19 protein-coding genes are annotated in these 19,258 nt (G+C 60.9%); 4 read left to right on the top strand and 15 right to left on the bottom strand.

All coding sequences use genetic code 11. From position 1 onward, the window contains the following. Position 1: 1 nt before the first annotated feature. From J3P91_RS08085 to J3P91_RS08075, 3 genes are all read right to left on the bottom strand, one after another. Entirely contained in the window at positions 2 to 826 is an 825-nt protein-coding gene (locus tag J3P91_RS08085; RefSeq protein ID WP_434569334.1) for a substrate-binding periplasmic protein, read from the bottom strand. A gap of 74 nt (positions 827 to 900) precedes the next feature. Next, positions 901 to 1,830 carry an electron transfer flavoprotein subunit alpha/FixB family protein gene (locus tag J3P91_RS08080; protein WP_053123770.1) on the bottom strand — a complete coding sequence of 310 codons (930 nt, stop codon included), beginning with the start codon at positions 1,828 to 1,830 and terminating at the stop codon, positions 901 to 903. Between the two features lie 2 nt (positions 1,831 to 1,832). Next, the gene (locus tag J3P91_RS08075) at positions 1,833 to 2,582 is read right to left on the bottom strand and encodes an electron transfer flavoprotein subunit beta/FixA family protein (RefSeq protein ID WP_024776877.1); all 750 of its coding nucleotides are present in this window, start codon (positions 2,580 to 2,582) and stop codon (positions 1,833 to 1,835) included. A gap of 546 nt (positions 2,583 to 3,128) precedes the next feature. Here J3P91_RS08075 and J3P91_RS08070 point away from each other — a divergent pair. Continuing rightward, on the top strand, positions 3,129 to 4,793 hold the full coding sequence (locus J3P91_RS08070) for an electron transfer flavoprotein-ubiquinone oxidoreductase (protein ID WP_434603284.1): 1,665 nt from the start codon (positions 3,129 to 3,131) through the stop codon (positions 4,791 to 4,793). Positions 4,794 to 4,882: 89 nt separating this feature from the next. Here the strand turns inward: J3P91_RS08070 and J3P91_RS08065 are convergent, their stop codons facing one another. The 5 genes from J3P91_RS08065 to J3P91_RS08045 all read right to left on the bottom strand — a co-directional run bounded on the left by J3P91_RS08065 (position 4,883) and on the right by J3P91_RS08045 (position 10,069). After that, complete coding sequence (locus J3P91_RS08065) at positions 4,883 to 5,686, bottom strand: IclR family transcriptional regulator (RefSeq protein ID WP_013693986.1); 804 nt, start codon at positions 5,684 to 5,686, stop codon at positions 4,883 to 4,885. A gap of 60 nt (positions 5,687 to 5,746) precedes the next feature. Continuing rightward, the gene (locus tag J3P91_RS08060) at positions 5,747 to 7,057 is read right to left on the bottom strand and encodes an MFS transporter (protein WP_305496032.1); all 1,311 of its coding nucleotides are present in this window, start codon (positions 7,055 to 7,057) and stop codon (positions 5,747 to 5,749) included. A 190-nt stretch (positions 7,058 to 7,247) separates the two neighbouring features. After that, positions 7,248 to 8,396 carry a galactonate dehydratase gene (gene dgoD / locus J3P91_RS08055; RefSeq protein ID WP_003179439.1) on the bottom strand — a complete coding sequence of 383 codons (1,149 nt, stop codon included), beginning with the start codon at positions 8,394 to 8,396 and terminating at the stop codon, positions 7,248 to 7,250. Positions 8,397 to 8,445: 49 nt separating this feature from the next. Then, the gene (locus J3P91_RS08050; RefSeq protein ID WP_434603282.1) at positions 8,446 to 9,066 is read right to left on the bottom strand and encodes a 2-dehydro-3-deoxy-6-phosphogalactonate aldolase; all 621 of its coding nucleotides are present in this window, start codon (positions 9,064 to 9,066) and stop codon (positions 8,446 to 8,448) included. 19 nt (positions 9,067 to 9,085) lie between these two features. Continuing rightward, positions 9,086 to 10,069, bottom strand: coding sequence for a 2-dehydro-3-deoxygalactonokinase (locus J3P91_RS08045; protein WP_434603280.1), 984 nt, complete (start codon positions 10,067 to 10,069; stop codon positions 9,086 to 9,088). 184 nt (positions 10,070 to 10,253) lie between these two features. On the opposite strand from J3P91_RS08045, the gene J3P91_RS08040 reads away from it, so the two are divergent. Next, positions 10,254 to 10,886: a glutathione S-transferase family protein gene (locus tag J3P91_RS08040; protein ID WP_434603278.1), complete on the top strand. Its 633-nt coding sequence runs from the start codon at positions 10,254 to 10,256 to the stop codon at positions 10,884 to 10,886. Between the two features lie 3 nt (positions 10,887 to 10,889). Here J3P91_RS08040 and J3P91_RS08035 read toward each other — a convergent pair whose 3' ends face one another. Then, complete coding sequence (locus J3P91_RS08035; RefSeq protein WP_434603277.1) at positions 10,890 to 11,372, bottom strand: GNAT family N-acetyltransferase; 483 nt, start codon at positions 11,370 to 11,372, stop codon at positions 10,890 to 10,892. A 166-nt stretch (positions 11,373 to 11,538) separates the two neighbouring features. On the opposite strand from J3P91_RS08035, the gene J3P91_RS08030 reads away from it, so the two are divergent. Both J3P91_RS08030 and J3P91_RS08025 read left to right on the top strand, forming a co-directional pair. Then, entirely contained in the window at positions 11,539 to 11,880 is a 342-nt protein-coding gene (locus J3P91_RS08030; RefSeq protein WP_434603275.1) for a hypothetical protein, read from the top strand. A 47-nt stretch (positions 11,881 to 11,927) separates the two neighbouring features. After that, on the top strand, positions 11,928 to 12,308 hold the full coding sequence (locus J3P91_RS08025) for a Rho termination factor N-terminal domain-containing protein (protein WP_434603273.1): 381 nt from the start codon (positions 11,928 to 11,930) through the stop codon (positions 12,306 to 12,308). Positions 12,309 to 12,714: 406 nt separating this feature from the next. Here J3P91_RS08025 and araH read toward each other — a convergent pair whose 3' ends face one another. From araH to J3P91_RS07995, 6 genes are all read right to left on the bottom strand, one after another. Further along, on the bottom strand, positions 12,715 to 13,683 hold the full coding sequence (araH, locus tag J3P91_RS08020; RefSeq protein ID WP_305496039.1) for an L-arabinose ABC transporter permease AraH: 969 nt from the start codon (positions 13,681 to 13,683) through the stop codon (positions 12,715 to 12,717). 9 nt (positions 13,684 to 13,692) lie between these two features. Further along, a complete protein-coding gene (gene araG / locus J3P91_RS08015) occupies positions 13,693 to 15,237 on the bottom strand; it encodes an L-arabinose ABC transporter ATP-binding protein AraG (protein ID WP_434569342.1) in 1,545 nt (514 codons plus the stop codon). A 75-nt stretch (positions 15,238 to 15,312) separates the two neighbouring features. Beyond that, positions 15,313 to 16,317: a substrate-binding domain-containing protein gene (locus J3P91_RS08010; protein ID WP_434569343.1), complete on the bottom strand. Its 1,005-nt coding sequence runs from the start codon at positions 16,315 to 16,317 to the stop codon at positions 15,313 to 15,315. Between the two features lie 174 nt (positions 16,318 to 16,491). Continuing rightward, a complete protein-coding gene (locus tag J3P91_RS08005) occupies positions 16,492 to 17,310 on the bottom strand; it encodes an SDR family oxidoreductase (RefSeq protein WP_434603271.1) in 819 nt (272 codons plus the stop codon). A gap of 237 nt (positions 17,311 to 17,547) precedes the next feature. Next, a complete protein-coding gene (locus J3P91_RS08000; RefSeq protein ID WP_434603269.1) occupies positions 17,548 to 18,423 on the bottom strand; it encodes an SMP-30/gluconolactonase/LRE family protein in 876 nt (291 codons plus the stop codon). Further along, a complete protein-coding gene (locus J3P91_RS07995; RefSeq protein ID WP_434603267.1) occupies positions 18,420 to 19,166 on the bottom strand; it encodes a FadR/GntR family transcriptional regulator in 747 nt (248 codons plus the stop codon). Before J3P91_RS07995 ends, J3P91_RS08000 begins: the two co-directional genes overlap by 4 nt. Between the last annotated feature and the right edge of the window lie 92 nt (positions 19,167 to 19,258).

The following is a 19,258-nucleotide window of genomic DNA, read 5'->3' as shown; positions in this document are numbered from 1 at the left end:
CCTACTGTTTTGGGGCACTGACAGGTGGCTGCAACTGTGTTCTCCAACGCTCCAGATTGCGCTGCAACACAGCCTCCGTCAGGCCGGACGCGGCCAATTCTGTCATCTTTTGCGCCAGCTGTCCGCGCAACCATGGGTCGTTGCAGGCGGAGTTATGGGAAACCGCGAGGAACAATCCCGGTTTATCCACCGGTTGCGGTACCGCCTGCAGATCGTTGGCCATCCCCAATGTCTGCGCCATCGCCATGCCCGAGTAGCGTCCTGCCAAGACATATTCCACTTCACCCAGCAGCAATTTCTGAAAGGCCTGGGTCAGGTTGGGCGTCCGGGTCAGGGTTAGGTTCTGCTCGGCAAAGACGCTGAATCCCTGGGTCATTCGGGCCTTCTCCGACAAGGCTCCGGGATGTCCGTGAAGGTCCTCGGGCCGGGTGATGAGCAACGTCGAATCCTTGCGGGTCCAGACCAGGTAATCATTTTCCAGCAAGGCCGGATGCACGTAATCGAGGCTTTCCAGCCCGTTCGTGGTCAGCGGAGCATCGGTGAGCAGGTCCATGCGCCCGCTGCGCACCTCGTCCAATGCCTGGGCACGCTTGCCGGCGTAGAGCAGCTCGATCTTGATCCCCAGCGCCTGCGCCACCTGCTCCAGCAGTTCGGCGCCAGCGCCGATCAGGTGCTTGGGGTCCTGGGGGTCTTGCCAAAGATAAGGCGGCGCATCGGGGCTGCCAGTGGCGACCAGACGCTCACATTTGCCAGCGGCGACAGACAGGCCTGGCATGCAAGCCAATGTCCACAACAACGACCAACCGGCCAAACGGCGAAGATCCATGGCGCTACGCTCCCCGGAAGCAGAAATAAAAAACCCGGCCAAAGGCCGGGCTCTTTATAAGTGAAGACGCCGGATTAGACCAGCTTCTCCAGCTCGGGGATGGCTTCGAACAGGTCAGCCACCAGGCCATAATCGGCCACCTGGAAGATCGGCGCTTCTTCGTCCTTGTTGATCGCAACGATCACCTTGGAGTCTTTCATGCCGGCCAGGTGCTGGATCGCGCCGGAGATACCGACGGCGATGTACAGCTGTGGCGCAACGATCTTGCCGGTCTGGCCGACCTGCATGTCGTTGGGCACAAAACCTGCGTCGACCGCGGCGCGGGAAGCGCCGACGGCAGCGCCCAGCTTGTCGGCCAGGGCGTACAGGTGCTTGAAGTTGTCACCGTTCTGCATGCCGCGACCGCCGGAAACGACGATCTTGGCAGCGGTCAGCTCAGGGCGATCGGATTTCGCCAGTTCTTCGTTGACGAAGCTGGAGATGCCGGCGTCATGAGCAGCGCCTACCGCTTCAACGGCAGCCGAGCCACCTTCGGCGGCAACCGGGTCGAAACCGGTGGCGCGCACGGTGATGACCTTGATCGCAGCGGTCGATTGTACGGTGGCGATGGCGTTGCCGGCGTAGATCGGGCGCTTGAAAGTATCGGCGCTTTCCACCGAGATGATTTCGGAGATCTGGTCGACGTCCAGTGCGGCAGCCACGCGCGGCAGGATGTTCTTGCCGTTGGAGGTAGCGGCAGCCAGGATGTGGCTGTAGCCCTTGCCCAGCTCGGCAACCAGCGGAGCAACGTTTTCCGGCAGCTGATGTGCGTAGGCGGCGTTGTCGGCCGACAGTACTTTTGCCACGCCGGCAATTTTAGCAGCAGCTTCGGCAACGGCACTTGCGCCCTGCCCGGCCACCAGCACGTGCACATCGCCACCGATTTTGGCCGCGGCAGCAACGGTGTTCAGCGTGGCCGGAGCCAGCGCCTTGTTATCGTGTTCGGCGATTACCAAGATAGTCATAGTCAGATTACCTTCGCTTCGTTTTTCAGTTTCTCGACCAGTTCAGCCACCGACTTGACCTTGATGCCCGCGCTGCGTGCAGCCGGCGCTTCGACCTTCAGGGTCTTGTTGGTGGAGGCGGTGGAAACGCCCAAAGCATCCGGAGTCAGCACTTCAAGCGGCTTCTTCTTGGCTTTCATGATGTTTGGCAGGGACGCATAACGCGGCTCGTTCAAACGCAGGTCGGTGGTGACAATGGCCGGCAGTTTCAGGGAAACCGTCTGCGCGCCGCCATCGATCTCGCGGGTCACGGCAACGCTGTCGCCGGACACTTCGACTTTCGAAGCGAAGGTGCCCTGGCCGTAGCCGCTCAACGCAGCAAGCATCTGGCCGGTCTGGTTGTTGTCGCTGTCGATGGCCTGTTTGCCGAGGATCACCAGCTGAGGCTGTTCCTTGTCGACAACGGCTTTCAACAGTTTGGCAACGGCCAGGGAAGTCAGCTCTTCGGCGGATTCGACGAGGATGGCGCGATCGGCACCCAGCGCCAGCGCAGTACGCAGTTGCTCCTGAGCGGTGGTCGGGCCGATGGAGACGACAACGATCTCGGTTGCCACGCCTTTCTCTTTCAGGCGTACGGCTTCTTCCACGGCGATTTCGCAGAAGGGGTTCATCGACATCTTGACGTTGGCGAGGTCGACGCCGGAGTTGTCCGCCTTGACGCGAACCTTGACGTTATAGTCGACCACTCGTTTGACAGCTACAAGAACCTTCATGGATTCCTCGTTACTCTCCGGTGAAAAGAAAGTCGCCTGGGCGAACCTGGCGGTTGATGATCATGGGCGCAAGGGCACCTCTAAAAACGCCGGCATGAACCACACATGACCTTGCTCACGGGAGTGAAGACCATTCGTCAGTGATGACCGATGAGTCATTCATTATCGCGGCGTGTAAACTGCGCGTCCGAACCGCGCACCTCGTCACTTTGTGCTGCCTTCGCCCTGTCTTTAGAGGTGCTCTTGAAACCAACAGTCAGCCTACGGCGAGCGCAAAACCGCCCGTATCTTGACCGGAACGCCTATTCCGGTCAATACGGCAAAATGGTCGGTCATAAGCCGTACGTCAGTGATTTATCTGGGCTGCGGCAATTTCAAACGAACGTTTGTATTGGACCCCAAGAGTGGTGTAGATATAATGCGCCGCTCAGAGAGAGAAGCGCGGGTCATCCATTGTCGCTTTCGTCGCTCGGCGAAGGAAATAACGGATGCAACGCCAAACCTCCAATTAGAAAAAACTGTTGAGCCTTGAGTAGGAGATAGCCTGTGGAACGCGAATACATGGAATTCGACGTGGTCATCGTCGGTGCCGGCCCCGCTGGCCTGTCTGCCGCTTGCCGACTGAAACAGAAGGCCGCCGAAGCCGGTAAGGAAATCAGCGTCTGCGTGGTCGAAAAAGGCTCCGAGGTCGGCGCGCACATTCTCTCCGGCGCGGTGTTCGAACCGCGTGCCCTGAACGAACTGTTCCCGGACTGGAAAGAACTCGGCGCGCCGTTGAACACGCCGGTCGTGCGCGATGACATTTATGTCCTGCGAAACGCCGAGGCGGCGAGCAAAATCCCCGACTTCTTTGTGCCCAAGACCATGCACAACGAAGGCAACTATATTATTTCCCTGGGCAACCTGTGCCGCTGGCTGGCCCAGCAGGCCGAGAACCTGGGCGTGGAAATCTACCCTGGCTTCGCCGCCCAGGAAGCGCTGTTCGATGAAAACGGCGTGGTTCGCGGCATCATCACCGGCGACCTGGGTGTCGACCGTGAAGGCAACCCGAAGGAAGGTCTCTACACCCCAGGCATGGAACTGCGTGGCAAGTACACGCTGTTCGCCGAAGGCTGCCGTGGTCACATCGGCAAGCAACTGATCAAGCGCTTCAACCTGGACAGCGAGGCCGACACCCAGCACTACGGCATCGGTCTGAAAGAGATCTGGGAAATCGACCCGGCCAAGCATCAGCCTGGCCTGGTGGTGCACACCGCCGGTTGGCCGCTGGACATCATGGGCACCGAAAACACCGGCGGCTCGTTCCTTTATCACCTGGAAAACAATCAGGTGGTGGTCGGTCTGATCGTCGATCTTTCCTACAGCAACACCTTTCTGTCGCCGTTCGACGAGTTCCAGCGCCTCAAGCATCACCCGGTGCTCAAGCAGTATCTGGAAGGTGGCAAGCGCGTCAGTTACGGTGCTCGCGCCATCGCCAAGGGCGGCCTGAATTCGTTGCCGAAAATGATCTTCAAGGGCGGCGCGCTGATCGGTTGCGACCTCGGTACGTTGAACTTCGCCAAGATCAAGGGCAGCCACACCGCAATGAAGTCGGGCATGCTCGCCGCCGAAGCAGTGGCTGATCGCCTGTTCGCCGAGTCCGAAGGCGGTGACGAACTGACCGCCTATGTCGATGGCTTCAAGAGCAGCTGGCTGTACGAAGAACTGTTCGCCAGTCGCAACTTCGGCGCAGCGATCCACAAATACGGCGCGATCGTCGGCGGCGGCTTCAACTGGCTCGACCAGAACATCTTCGGCGGCAAGATTCCGTTCAACCTGCGCGATACCAAGCCGGACTATGCGTGCCTGAAACTGGCGGCCGATTGCAAGAAGATCGACTACCCGAAACCGGACGGCAAGATCAGCTTCGACAAGCTCAGTTCGGTGTTCATCTCCGGTACCAACCATGAAGAAGAACAGCCTTGCCACCTGAAGCTGACCGACCCGAGCATCCCGATCGGCAAGAACCTGCCACTGTATGACGAACCGGCCCAGCGCTACTGCCCGGCCGGCGTGTACGAAGTGATCACCAAGGAAGACGGTGAGAAGCGCTTCCAGATCAACGCCCAGAATTGCGTTCACTGCAAGACCTGCGACATCAAGGACCCTGCACAGAACATCACCTGGGTCACGCCGGAAGGCGCCGGCGGACCGACCTACCCGAACATGTAAGCCGATCCGCTGAACATCAAGGCTCCCGAATGGGGGCCTTTTTGTTACCCGCCATCAAAAAAACACCCCAGCACCATGCGTGACGGCCGTCAGACCTTGGCGCCCAGCTCCGCCGACAGCCGCGCGGTGACGCCCTTGACCAGGGGAATCAGCTCGGCCATCTTTTCCAGCGGCATGTACGGCACGGTGCTGGCGATGCTGATACCGGCGACGATACGCTTGCCGGCGTCGCGGATCGGTGCCGCCACGCAACGAATCGACGGTTCGTTGTCTTCGAGGTCGAAGGCATAGCCGCCTGCTACGTATTCCACCATTCGTTGCTGGAACTGCTCCCAGGATTGCTCCTGATGCTGGGGCCAAAACTGATTCTTCCCACCCGCCGGAAGGCTGATCTCGTACAGCCTTTTCCATTGCTCCTGGGAGTCATCGAGCATCAGTGCCTTGCCGATCCCGGTGCGCGCGAGCGGCATGCGGTGGCCCACCCGTGAGCGCATTTCCGGTCCGTTGCGGCCCGGATTTTTCAACAGGTACAGGACCTCGTCGCCCTCGCGAATCGCCAGGTGGACGGTGTCTCCGGTGAGCGCCGACAGCTCGTCCAGGTACGGCCCCGCCAGGCTCACCAACGGCAGTTCTTCCCGCGCCTGGAAACCCAGCTCGATCAGCTTCGGCCCCAGCAGATAGCCCACTTGCGGCACCACACGCAGGTAACGCTCGTCCACCAGGCAACTGGCGAGGCGATGGGTGGTGCTGCGGGTGGTACCGATCAGCCGGGCGATTTCCTTCAAGTCACGGGCGCCGCTGGCGACCGCCTGGACCACGCCCAGCCCACGCAGCAATGTCTGGGTGCCTGTAGGCGCGGCGTCCTTGGTGATTTTTGGATCGTCTTGCTGCATATCCGGCCTTTCACAATGAGCGGGGGAACGGGCGGCATTATGGTCGCCCGCCCCTCGGGACTACAACTCGATGCGCTCCACTTTCCCGACCAGCAGGATGTAGGACAGCGCGCCAATCAACGCCAGAACGGCGATGTAGGTGATGGCCGGGGCAAACGAATCGCCGCTGGCGAGAAAACCAATGACGATCGGCGTGGCGATGGCCGCCAGGTTGCCGATGAAATTGAACACCCCACCGGTCAATCCCAACAGCCGTGCCGGCGCCAAAGTCGATACCAGCGACCAGGTGATCGACGCCAGGCCGTTGCCGAAAAAGGCCAGGGCCAGGAATGCAATCACCAGCGGCGTCGACTCGACGAAATTGGCGCCGATGATTGCCGTGGAAATCAGCAGACCACCGATAATCGGCAGCTTGCGCGCGAACCCCACTGTGGCGCCGCGACGGATCAGCCAGTCGGAGAAGAACCCGGAACACAACACGCCGACAAACGCCGCGAGGAACGGCAGCGACGCCAGCAAGCCGGATTTGATGAAATCCATGCCGCGATATTTCACCAGGTAGGTCGGAAACCACGTCAGGAAGAACCACAGCGTGGAGTTGAGGCAGAACTGGCCCAGGTAAATCCCCCAGAGCTTGCGCTGGGTCAGGACGATGCCGAGATCGGTCCAGCTGAATTTCGCCTTGGCCTTGGCCGTCTCGGCCTGGATATCCACCAGCCCGCCGCCTTCGCGGATCAGTTCGATTTCAGCGGCGTTGGCGCCTTTGAAATCCCGCGGCTCGCGATACACCGCGTACCAGATCACCGCCCAGAGAATGCCGACGGCACCGGTCACGACGAACACCATGTGCCAGCCGAAGGCATGCTGCAGCCAGGCCAGGACCGGCGTCAGGAATGCCAGGCCGACAAATTGCCCGGACGTATAAAAACCGATTGCCGTGGCCCGTTCACGCTCGGGAAACCAAGTGGTGACCACGCGGCTGTTGATCGGATAAGCCGGCGCTTCCAGGGCGCCGACGGCCATGCGCAGGACAAACAGCGCGATGAAGCTGGCAGCGAAACCGAGCATCACCGTGGCCACCGACCAGAGCAGCAGCGCCACGCTGTAGAGAATGCGTGGCGGCACGCGGTCCACCAGCCAGCCACCGGGAATCTGCATGGCGGCGTAGGTCCAGCCGAACGCCGAGAAAATCAGCCCGACATGGATCGGATCGATCCCCAGTTCGCTGGTCAGTGCGGGGGCGGCAATCGAGAGGTTGCTGCGGTCCAGGTAATTGATCACCACGGTGATGAACAGCAGGACCATGATGAAAAAACGCTTGCGGCTGGGCGTCACCAACGACGCCTGCGCGCTAAGGGTGTGCGCTTGCATGTGAGGTGCCTCTTTTTATGTTTATTGAGGGTGAAACTCTTGAGCGGTCACGTCACTACCGTGGCGAGGGAGCTTGCTCCCGCTGGGCTGCGTAGCAGCCCCTGGGTTTATGAGTTGATGCTTGTGCGACTGCTGCGCAGCCGAGCGGGAGCAAGCTCCCTCGCCACGGGGAAAGTGGGCGGCCAGGCATTCACCACTCGGCAAAACTGCCATCGGCATGGCGCCAGATCGGGTTGCGCCAGCGGTGGCCGATGGCCGCGCGCTCGATGACGTATTCCTCGTTGATCTCGATGCCCAAGCCCGGGCCGTTGGGGATCTTCACGAAGCCTTTGTCATAGTCGAACACCTGCGGATCCTTGATGTAATCCAGCAAGTCGTTGCTCTCGTTGTAATGGATACCCAGGCTCTGCTCCTGGATGAACGCGTTGTAGCAAACCGCGTCCAGCTGCAGGCACGCCGCCAGCGCGATCGGGCCCAGCGGGCAGTGCAACGCCAGCGCCACGTCATAGGCCTCGGCCATGTTGGCGATCTTGCGGGTTTCGGTGATGCCGCCGGCGTGGGAGGCATCCGGCTGGATGATGTCCACGTAGCCTTCGCTGAGCACCCGCTTGAAGTCCCAGCGCGAGAACAACCGTTCGCCCAAGGCGATCGGCGTGCTGGTCAGCGGTGCCAGTTCCTTGAGCGCTTCGTAGTTTTCGCTGAGCACCGGCTCCTCGATGAACATCAGTTTGTAAGGGTCGAGCTCCTTCATCAGCACCTTGGCCATCGGCTTGTGCACGCGGCCATGGAAGTCCACGCCAATGCCGACGTTCGGCCCGACCGCATCGCGCACCGCCGCCACGTTGGCCAGGGCCAGGTCGACTTTTTCAAACGTGTCGAGAAATTGCAGCTCCTCGGTGCCGTTCATCTTCACCGCCGTGAAGCCCCGTGCAACGGCTTCTTTCGCCGCTCGGGCGGTGTCCGCCGGGCGGTCGCCGCCGATCCACGAATAGACGCGGATCTTGTCGCGCACCTGGCCGCCCAGCAGATCGCTGACCGACACGCCCAAGGCCTTGCCCTTGATGTCCCATAACGCCTGATCGATACCGGCCAGCGCGCTCATGTGAATGGCACCACCGCGGTAGAAACCGCCGCGATAGAGCACGGTCCAGATGTCCTCGATGTTGCGTGGGTCTTTGCCGATCAGGTAGTCGGACAGTTCCTCGACGGCGGCTGCCACCGTGTGGGCACGGCCTTCGACCACCGGCTCGCCCCAACCCGTCACGCCCTCGTCGGTCTCGACCTTGAGGAAGCACCAGCGCGGCGGAACGATAAAGGTGGTCAACTTGGTGATTTTCATCTTCTTGTCTCTCTTGTCGGATGCAGCGCGCGGGGCGCTGGGAAAGTCTTCAGCTCAAAGCGTTCCATGCGGCCACGTAGGCCTTGGCGCGCACCGCCACTTCGTCCACTGTCAGGCCCGGCTTGAACAGCCCGGAACCGAGGCCGAAACCCTTGACGCCAGCCTCGATGAACACCGCCATGTTGTCCGGCGTGATCCCGCCCACCGGCACCAGCACGGTCCCGGTCGGCAATACCGCAAGCCAGGCCTTCACCACTGCCGGGCCCATCTGCTCGGCCGGAAACATCTTCAACACATGAGCACCCTCGGCCAGCGCGGCGAAGGCTTCGGTGGGCGTGGCGACGCCGGGCGACAGGTACAGGCCCGCCGCTTTCGCCGCGCGCAGCACCTTTGGATCGCTGTGGGGCATGACGATCACCTGGCCGCCAGCCGCTTTCACCTGCTCGACCTGCTCCGGTGTGAGCACGGTGCCGGCACCGATCAGGCAATCGGCGGGCAACGTGCTGCGCAGGATGCGGATACTTTCGTACGGCTCAGGAGAATTGAGCGGTACTTCGATGACGCGAAATCCGGCGTCATAAAGGACTTCGCCGATAGCGGCCGCCTCTTCGGGACGTAGGCCGCGCAAGATCGCGATCAGCCCGTTTTGCGCCAGTGCTTGGGTGAGCATTTCAAGTCTCCAGTGAGGTTTAGCGCGATGCGGTGGAATCGAGCAGCCCGGCCGCCACGGCCAGTTGCCACAGCCCGCGTTCGGTGGCCTGTTCGGCCAGGGTCACGCGGGCGAACCCGCAGGCGTCGAGAGCCCGTTGATAGCGGGCACATAGTTGAGAGTTGCCGATCAGCACCACCGTTGGCAGATGCACGCTGTTGCGTCGCTGCCGCTGCACGGCGGCCAGGGCGGTCAGTTCATGGCCGATGAGCAGGCCGGAAAGATAATCGGCCTGGGCGCTGGCACCGAGTTCGCCGGTCAAGCCCAGGCTGCGGGCGCTGAATACCGTGGACAGCGGGCCGATCTGGCCGTCTACCGACAGCGCTACCTGCACGCCACGATCAAACGCCGCGCCGTCGAACGCCACACCGCGTTGCTGGGTGCGGCCGAGAATGCTGTGATCGCTGAGCACGGCGAAGATCTCGCCGGTCATGAAGGTGTCGAAATGCACGATGCAGCCATCGGCCACTTCCACCCATTTCGAATGGCTGCCCGGCAGGCCGATCAGCACCGCTTCGTTCGGCAGGCTGGCCAACGCACCGAGCACCTGGGTTTCTTCGCCGCGCATGACATTGGGCAGCCGGGAACGTTGGATCACTCCCGGCACAATGTGCACATCGACTCCGCGAAGACTGCGGATGACCTGTAGGGAATGTCCGAGGTTGGCGACGTTTGCCGGCGTGTCGCAGTAAGGCGCTTCACGCCAGCCCTGGGCGCTGCCGACCATGCCACAAGCGATGACGGGCAAACCTGGCTGCGCATCGAGCCAGTCGCCGCAGGCTTCATCGAAGGCCAGTTCGAAACCGTTGTTGCACTCCTGGCCGGCGACCGTGCGCGGCCCGGACGGCAGCTGCATGATCCCCGACGACAGCGAACGCTGTTCGAGCACCTCGCCTCCAGCGGCAAGTTTGTAAGCTCGTAATGAGGTGGTACCCCAATCGAGCGCTATCAATTGCGCCTGCATCCGCTTCACCTGTTTTGTTTATTGGCAGTGAGTGAAGCGGACTATAAACCCGAGCGCTGGAAAATCTCAATATATAAATATCACTCCCATATATTGGGATATAGAAGCGTCCCGCAAAACCATCGCTATCTGCATGAGACCCTGCTACGTTTTTTGACCGGACGCCAAACATCAGGGACAAAAAATGGAACACTCACTGAAGATCCTCGGCCGTACCTCTTCGATCAACGTCAGAAAAGTACTCTGGACCTGTCAGGAACTGGACATCCCTTACGAACGCGAAGATTGGGGTATCGGCTTTGCGTCGACCCATGATCCGGCATTCCTGGCCCTCAACCCCAACGCCCAGGTGCCGGTGATCATTGATGAGAACGGCGTGCTCTGGGAGTCGAACACTATCTGCCGCTATCTGGTAGGCAAGCATGGGCGCGACGACCTGTTGCCCATCGAACCTGCCGCCCGCGCGCGCGTCGAGCAGTGGATGGACTGGCAAGCCACGGAGCTCAATCCGTCGTGGGGGGATGCGTTTTATGGGTTGGTGCGCAAACATCCGGATTTCCAGGACCCACAGCTCATCGCTGCCGGGGTTAAAGGCTGGAACGAGAAGATGGGGTTGCTCGAGCAGCAGTTGAATCACACCGGCGCCTATGTGGCCGGCGCGAAATTTTCCCTGGCGGACGTGCTTATCGGCCTGTCCGCGCACCGCTGGCGCCAGACGCCCATGGAGCGTCCGGACTATCCAGCCGTGGCCGCTTATTGCAAGCGGCTCGAACAGCGTCCCGGATTTGCCGAGTACGCGTCCAGCGCCTACCCGTAAGCCTCAATTGCCGTTGGCGAAATCCCGCAGTACCTTGCCATCCATGCGGTAGCGCACCCATTCTTCCTGGGGTTGCGCGCCAAGGGATTTGTAGAACTCGATGGCCGGGGTGTTCCAATCCAGGACGCTCCACTCGAAGCGACCGCAGTCGTTGTCGCAGGCGATCTTCGCCAGATGCCGCAACAACGTCTTGCCCGCCCCGCCGCCGCGTTGTTGGGGAGTGATATAGAGGTCTTCGAGGTACAGGCAATTGCTGCCCAGCCAGGTGGAGTAACTGAAGAAAAACACCGCGAAACCGATCGGCACGCCATCACGCAGGCACATCAACCCATGGGCGGTTGCGCCTTCGCTGAACAGGCTGCGCTCGATATCGGTAACGCTGGCGATGACTTCGTGGCGGGCTTTTTCGTAATCGGCAAGCTCAGTGATGAAGGCAAGGATTTGCGGCGCATCGCTGGGTTGCGCAGGACGGATCTCGATCGACATGAACGGGCCTTGTAGCCAATTGAAAGCACCATACTAAGCCGCTGCGCGGCGCTCGTCATATCTTCTGAAGACAACTTTCACAGTACCGTTCGTCGCCCTCAAGGCACCATCCCCGCTCCCGCGCGGCCAAAAATCAGGCAAGCATTCCTAAAACGGAGGCTACACCATGATCAGTTCCAGGCTGACTGCGTTCACATTTGCCACTTTGTTGTCCTCGGCGGCTTTCGCGGCCACGACTTCAGGGACCGGCCCGACCGATCCCGTACAGGCACCGAACTCGCCCGCCACCCAAGGCTTGCCCAAGCTGAATACCGACGGCACCGGCGGCACCTTGAACAATGGCCAGCCGCCCGCCACGGGCACCGATCCACGGGTCCAGGGTAATGACACCGGTCGCCAGGGTGGCATGAACACCCCGGACTCTACCGCTCCGGATAACGCCGACACCGGCGTAGGTTCGAAAACCACGACCGGCGGCTCCGGTTCGGAAGGTGGTGCCAACCAATAGCCTGGCTCGCAGGTGACTCTGCTCACACACCGGAGGAGGAACAGTTCATGCCTCGTGGAAGCAAAGACAAATACACCGACAAGCAAAAGCGCAAGGCCGAGCACATCGAAGAGAGTTATGAGCAAAAAGGCGTGCCGGAGGGCAAGGCCGAAGCTCGGGCCTGGGCGACGGTCAACAAGCAGTCCGGGGGTGGCGAACGCTCCGGTGGGTCCGGCAAGAAAAAAACCGCCGAGGCCAAGCAATCCGACCGCAAGGAATCGGCCCGGCGCGCCGTCAAGTCGCGTGAAGGCCACCCGCGCACCAGCAACGCCTCCCATGAGGCTCAGACGGTGGACAGCCTGATGAAGGAAGCCCGGGCAAAAAACATCCCAGGACGTTCGAAGATGCGCAAGCAGGAGTTGGTCGAGGCGTTGCGCAAGGCTGGGTAATTGTTGGCGTCTGCAAGAACGCCTTCGCGAGCAGGCTCGCTCCCACACTGGTTCTGCGGCATCCGAGATTTCTGTGCCGAACACGAGAACCTGTGGGAGCGAGCCTGCTCGCGAAAGCGGTGGGTCCGCCAAGGAAGTGTTGGATGTGCTGACGCCTTCGCGAGCAAGCCCGCTCCCACAGGGATCTGCGGCGTGCCGTTGTTTATATGCCGGGCACAAAAACCTGTGGGAGCGAGCCTGCTCGCGAAAGCGGTGGGTCAGCTAAGGAAGTGTTGGATGTGCTGATGCCTTCGCGAGCAGGCTCGCTCCCACATAGGATCTGCGTTGCGCTGTGTTTCTGCGCCGGGCACAAACCCTGTGGGAGCGAGCTTGCTCGCGATAGCGGAAGATCAGTCGCCACTGACCTTCAGCGCTGCTTCAACCGGTCGATCACCACCGCCAGCAACAGGATCGAACCACGGATGACGTACTGGTAGAAGGTGTCGATATTCTTCAGGTTCATCGCGTTCTCGATGATCGCGAGGATCAGTACACCGGCAATGACATGGCGAATCATGCCGATCCCGCCACTCAGCGAAACCCCGCCCAATACACAAGCCGAGATCACCGTCAGCTCGAAGCCCTGGCCGATCATCGGTTGGCCCGAGGTCATGCGCGACGCCAGGATCACACCCGCCAGCGCGCCAATCACGCCATGCACGGCGAAGATGATGATCTTGGTGCGATCAACGTTCACCCCCGCCAGCAACGCCGCTTCCTGGTTGCCGCCGATGGCCATGGTGTTGCGCCCGTAGGTGGTGTAGTTCAACAACCAGCCGAAGAACAGGAAGCAGACAATCGTGATCAGGATCGGCACCGGCACGCCAAACAGCTGGCCGTTGCCGAACACGAAGAACGATTCCTGGGACACGCCGACCGCTTTACCGTTGGCGAAGATATACGCCAGGCCGCGAACGATCTGCATCGTCGCCAGCGTCGTGATCAACGCGTTGACCCGTAGTTTTGCAATGACGATGCCGTTGATAAGACCGACGATCAGGCCCATCACCAGCGCAGCGCTGACACCGAGGAACACGCTGTTGGTGTCGCGCATTACCACGGCAGCGACCACGCCGGCACAGGCAATCACCGAGCCCACCGACAGGTCGAAGTGCCCGGAAGCCAGGCAATAAAGCATGGTGCAGGCGGCAATGCCGGTGGTGGAAATCGCCAGGCCCAGGCCCCGCATGTTCAGCGGCGACAGGAAGTTGTCGATCATCAGGGTGCAGAGCACAAAGATGCCGATAGCCGCCAGCAGCATGACCCAGTCGTCGAGGAAGCGGCGCAGGTCGAGGGGCTTGCGTGCCGTTGGCAGTGCATTGTTTTGAATGGTCATGATTACCTCTCAGTTCGCCGCGTCGGCAACGCGTTGGCGCGGCAGCGCCAGTTGCAGCAGGTTGGATTCGTTGGCCTGGTCACGCGGCAGCTCGCCGCGCATGGCCCCTTCGCACAGCACCAGGATCCGGTCAGAAATACCCATCACTTCCATCAGGTCGCTGGACACCACGATCACAGCGATGCCATCGGCCGCCAGGTTGTGGATGATCTGGTAGATCTCGGCCTTGGCACCGATGTCGATGCCCCGTGTCGGCTCGTCCAGCAGCAGGACCTTCATCGGCATCGACAGCCAACGCCCGAGGATCGCCTTCTGCTGGTTGCCACCGGACAGGTACATGATTTTCTGGCTCGCCGCCGGGGTCTTCACTTTCAGCGACTTGATCTGCTTGTCGGCATTGCCCCGCTCCCATTCGCCGCGCAGCAGGCAGCCGAGGGTCGAATGGGACGGACGCGCGCTGATGTTGATATTCTCGCCGACACTGCCCAACGGAATGATGCCTTCCTTCTTCCGGTCCTCCGGGCAGAGCAGCACGCCAGCGCCGATGGCATCCCGTGGCGAACGCAGTTTCAGTTCCTTGCCGTGCAGCACGAGACTGCCCTCGCTCTGGCGCTCCAGGCCACTGAGCAAACGAAACAGCTCGGTACGACCGGCGCCGACCAGCCCGAAGAGGCCAAGAATTTCACCCTTGTGCACCTCGAAACTCACCGGCTCGCGCAGGCCCGGCCCCAGCAGCCCCTTCACCTGCAGCGCCACATCGCCACGCTCACGCGGACGGTAGTCATAGATGTCCTGGATATCACGACCGACCATGCAGGTGACGAGTTGATCATGGGTCAACTCGCTCATGTTTTCGAAGGTCCGGACATAACGACCGTCCTTGAACACCGTCACCGCGTTACAGATTCGAAAGACTTCTTCCATCCGGTGGCTGACGTACAACACCACTTTGCCCTCGTCCCGCAGGCGGGCGATGATCGCCATCAAACGGTCGATTTCCCGCGCCGAGAGGCTGCTGGTCGGTTCGTCGAAAGCAATGACGTGGGCGCCACGGGACAAGGCCTTGGCGATTTCCACCAACTGGCGCTGGCCGAGGGACAGGCGACCGACTTTTTCCTGCGGGTCGATTTCGTCCGCCAGGCCTTTGAGCAGCGCCAACGCCTGCTGGCGCAGCACACCGCGATTGACCAGGCCGAAACGCGCCGGCAAATGGCCAAGGAACAGGTTTTCGGCGACGGTCATTTCCGGCACCAGGTGCAGCTCCTGGTGAATCACCGCCACACCGCTGGCGATACTGTCGGCGGTACCTTTGAACGCCATCGTCTGTTCACCGATCTGCAAGTCGCCGCTGCTCGGGATATAGGCGCCGCCAAGGATCTTGAGCAACGTGGACTTGCCCGCGCCGTTTTCACCCATCAAGGCATGAACCTGTCCTGGATGGGCGACGAAACTGATATTGGCCAGGGCCTGCACGCCGGGAAAGGTCTTGCCGATCCCGTTGAATCGCAAGCTGCCGCCAGTGTTGTGTTGCCGTGTCGCTGTTTGCGCTTGCATAACCACCTCGAACTCACAGAGATCAAGCGGCCCGGTCACGCCTGTGACCAGGGCCGCTTTTGAATCAACCAGCCGTCAATTCCACAGGCCGATCTTTTCCAGTTCCTGCTTGAAGTTCTCCCGGGTGATCAGCGTCACCTCGTCCATGGCGGTGTACTTCGGCGGCTCCTTGCCGGTGGTGATCCACTCGTACATCATTTCCGCGGTCTTGTAGCCTTCGATGTGCGGGCTTGGCAGCATCGAACCGAAGAAGCCACTATTTGGTTTCTTCAGCTCGCCGATGGCGTCGGTGCCGTTGATGCCGATACCGATCACGTTCTTGGCATTGAACCCGGCGGCTTCGGTAGCGCGCACGCCGCCCAGCACAGTATTGTCGTTCATGCCGCCGATGATCAGGTTTTTCGCGGCGCTTGGCAGCTTGACCAACGCCGAGTTGGTGGAGTCCATGCTGCCCGGCACGTCGAGGGTCTTCAGCGCCGAGAAGAGGATATGGTCTTCCGGCATACCGGCCTTCTTCAGGGCATCGACCGAACCGTCGGTGCGTTTCTTACCGGTGTCCAGCTCGTTGAAGGTGTTGATCACCGCGTAGGTTTCTTTCCAGTCCCAGTTGCGTTTTTTCGCTTCGGCAGCCATCGCGGCGCCTTGTTTCTGGCCAACCTCGAACGCGGCCATGCCCAGGTACGGCACGTCTTCCATGAATTTTCCGTTGGCGTCGACGAAACGGTCGTCCACGGCGATCACCTTGAGGTCGTTGAGCTTGGCCTTGGCCATGATGGCCGGGCCCAGGGACACGTCCGGCGGGCAGATCACAAAGCCCTTGGCACCGTTGGCGGCCAGGCTGTCGATAGCGGAGAGGGTTTTCTCGCCGTCAGGGACGGCGATCTTGATCAACTGGAAGCCTTTGTCCTTGGCCGCCTTCTCGGCGAATGCCCATTCGGTCTGGAACCAGGGCTCCTCGGCCTGCTTGACCAGGAAACCGATTTTCACCGCATCGGCCGCCAGCAGGTGACTGCTGAGACTGAACGCGGTAACCGCCAGGGCGGCGCGACACAGGGAACGGATCCCACGACGATGTTTCATAGCTGACTCCTTGTTTTTTTTATTGAAAGCCAAACGTCCAGGGATCTGCTCCACGTTGGTGGAAATGCGCAGGCTGGCCGGTCAAATCGTGTTACTGCACAGCATAGGTCTAAATAGTCATATCGTATGATGATTGGATTACAGGCGAAGTTTCCCACTGCAATCCAGAAATATTCAGTCGTGGTACATGACCGAACGTCCACCATCAATGGTGATGCATGAAGCGTTGATGAAAGGTGCTTCGTCACTGGCCAGAAACACCGCCGTCATTGCCACTTCGATCGGCTGGCCGATACGCCGTGGAGGGTGCAGATCCAGCGCACGCTGGCGTTCGGCCCGGGGATCGGCAAAGCCATTCCAGTAGTCGATATTCAGCTGGGTCTCGATGTAGCCCGGCGCAATGGCATTCACCCGCACGCCTTTGGGGGCGTATTCGATGCCCAGGGCACGGGTCAGCCCGAGCAGGCCATGCTTGGCCACCGGGTAAGGGAAACAGCCGGGAATGATGTGGGACGAGTGGGTCGACGCGATATTGATGATGCTGCCCACACCCTGCTCGATCATCTGCGGCAATACGGCCTTGCAGCCATACCAGGCACCGTCCAGGTCGATGGCGAAGCAACGGCGCCAGTCTTCCTCGGTCATTTCCAGCGGATCGCGGAACACATTGACGCCAGCGCAGTTCACCAATACGTCGATGCGACCATGCAATTCAACCGCTCGCCGGGCCATGGCGTGCAGGTCCTGCTGGCTTGAAACATCGACCTTGAGTGCTTGTACATCCCCACCGCGCCCACGCCAATGGGCGGCGACGGCCTCGACTTTTTCAGCCTGGATGTCGCTGATGACCAGCCGCGCCTGTTGGGAAGCAAACGCAGCAACGATTGCCTCGCCAATGCCCTGGGCAGCACCCGTCAGCAGCACGACCTTGCCTTTCAACCGATCGCCCTGCGGCGGCTCCGGCACCGGTGGCAAGCAAAGCGCTTCAGCCATGAACCTGGGCTCCCGCGGCAAGACACGAGAAAAACCGGGCACCCACGGGGGACCGGTCTAGAGACTGCATAACCGACAGTAGCTGGCGAACGCCGCTGGGGCGTTCGGGGGAAATTCGATGCATCGCTTCACCTGTTTTGTTTTTTTAAGTGTGAGTGCGTATTGCTGATGCAGCCGACTATAAACCCGACCGCCAAATAATCTCAATATATATATTTACATCCCATATTTTGGGATTCAACCAGCGAACCGCGTACAAGGCACGCCCGGCACATCGACGCGCATCGACAACACCGCACCGTCCAGCGGATGACCGAGCGGACTGGCCGCACTGGTGATGTACAGCGTCTTGAGATCTTCCCCACCGAATACACAACTGGTCGGGCGACTGACCGGCAGCTCGATCACCCGATCGACATGGCCGTCCGGATGCAGCCGCAGCAGGCAACTGCCATCCCAGCGAGCGTTCCAGATGTAACCTTGCGCATCCATCGCCGAACCGTCCGGCCCGCCACGGGAATGGGGACCGAACCAGACCTCCGCGGGCGCGAGTTTGCCGTCGGGGTAGATGAAGTGCCGATACAGCGTGTCATCGAGGCTCTCACCGAAATACACCGTCGTGCCATCGGGGCTCCATAGCAGCGTGTTTGGAATGCCCAGCCCGCGCAGCAGGGGCATCACCCGGCCATCGCCGCCAACACGGAACAGGCCGCCTGAACGTCGCTCGATGGGCAGGTCCTCGCCCTCTTCTCCGATATTGTTTTGCATGGTGCCCAGCCAAAGCTGGCCCAGCGCATCACAGCGCGCTTCATTGGCACGATTGCCGGGCTGGGGATCGGCCATGCACAGCAACTTCAGGCGCGGTTCCAGCCCAGGCGAATCCAGATCCAGTCGATAGACGCCACTGCTCAATGTCACCAACGCATCGCCGCTCTGGGTCGGGATGAAAGCGGAAACGTGTTCTGGCATCTGCCAGATCTGTACATTGGCGCCGATCAGCCGCAGCGCCTGCTTGCCGGCGATATCTACCCAATACAGCGCCTGGGTCGGTTCGTCCCAGAACGGTCCCTCGCCCAGTTTCGCCCGATGTTCCGTCACAGCCGTCCAGTTCATTGCAACCTCCCGTTCCCGGCTCGCCCGGTATTGTCTGTTCGACCGGCCATGACGTCGGGGTAAAAGCGCTTGATGGCCAGGTCAGCGTTGTCGATCAGGGTCATGCAGGCCCAGACGCCGCGCGCCGCGTCGCGCTCGGCGATGGCTTCGGCGATATCCTTGTGGATCGGCAAGGTGCGCCGCAATTCGTCCGGATCGGCCGCCGACACCTCGAACGAGACCGCCAGCAACGCGCCCAGGGCCGGGACCATCTGCTCGATGAATTGATTGTGGCTGGCGGCGAGAATGCATTCATGGAAAAACTGGTCGGCAAGGTTGTAATCGGCGCCGCTGTCCACCGCCCGCTCCAGCGCATAATAAGCCAGGCGGATCGCCTGCACCTGATCAGCCGTCGCCCGTTCGCAGGCCCAGCGCACCGCCATCGGTTCGATGGTGCGCCGCAGGTCCAGCAGGTCGTCGACGAAGTTTTCCGGCAGGCCGCTGCGTGACAGCCAGCCAACCACCTGCGGGTCGAACAGGTTCCAGCGGCGCACCGGCAGTACTCGCGTGCCGACTTTCGGGCCGACTTCCAACATGCCTTTGGCCACCAGCGTCTTGATTGCCTCACGGATCACCGTGCGGCTGACGCCCAGTTGCTCGCCCAGATCTGCCTCGACCTTGATGGTTTGCCCAGGCTTGACCTGGCCGGCGGCAATCCAGCCACCCAGCCAATCGACGGTCGACGCGTGAAAACTGCTGGACATGACTACCCCGTGGGCTTTTCTTATCAGGCGCCCACGCTAATCATCATATGATTGGGTGTCAATTTGAATTTTGCATAACCACTGTGGGAGCG

It is taken from the genome of Pseudomonas sp. Z4-7 (assembly GCF_051131965.1).
Taxonomy (GTDB): domain Bacteria; phylum Pseudomonadota; class Gammaproteobacteria; order Pseudomonadales; family Pseudomonadaceae; genus Aquipseudomonas.
The sequence above is the reverse complement of the archived record's forward strand: the minus strand, read 5'-3'. Positions and strand labels throughout refer to the sequence as shown.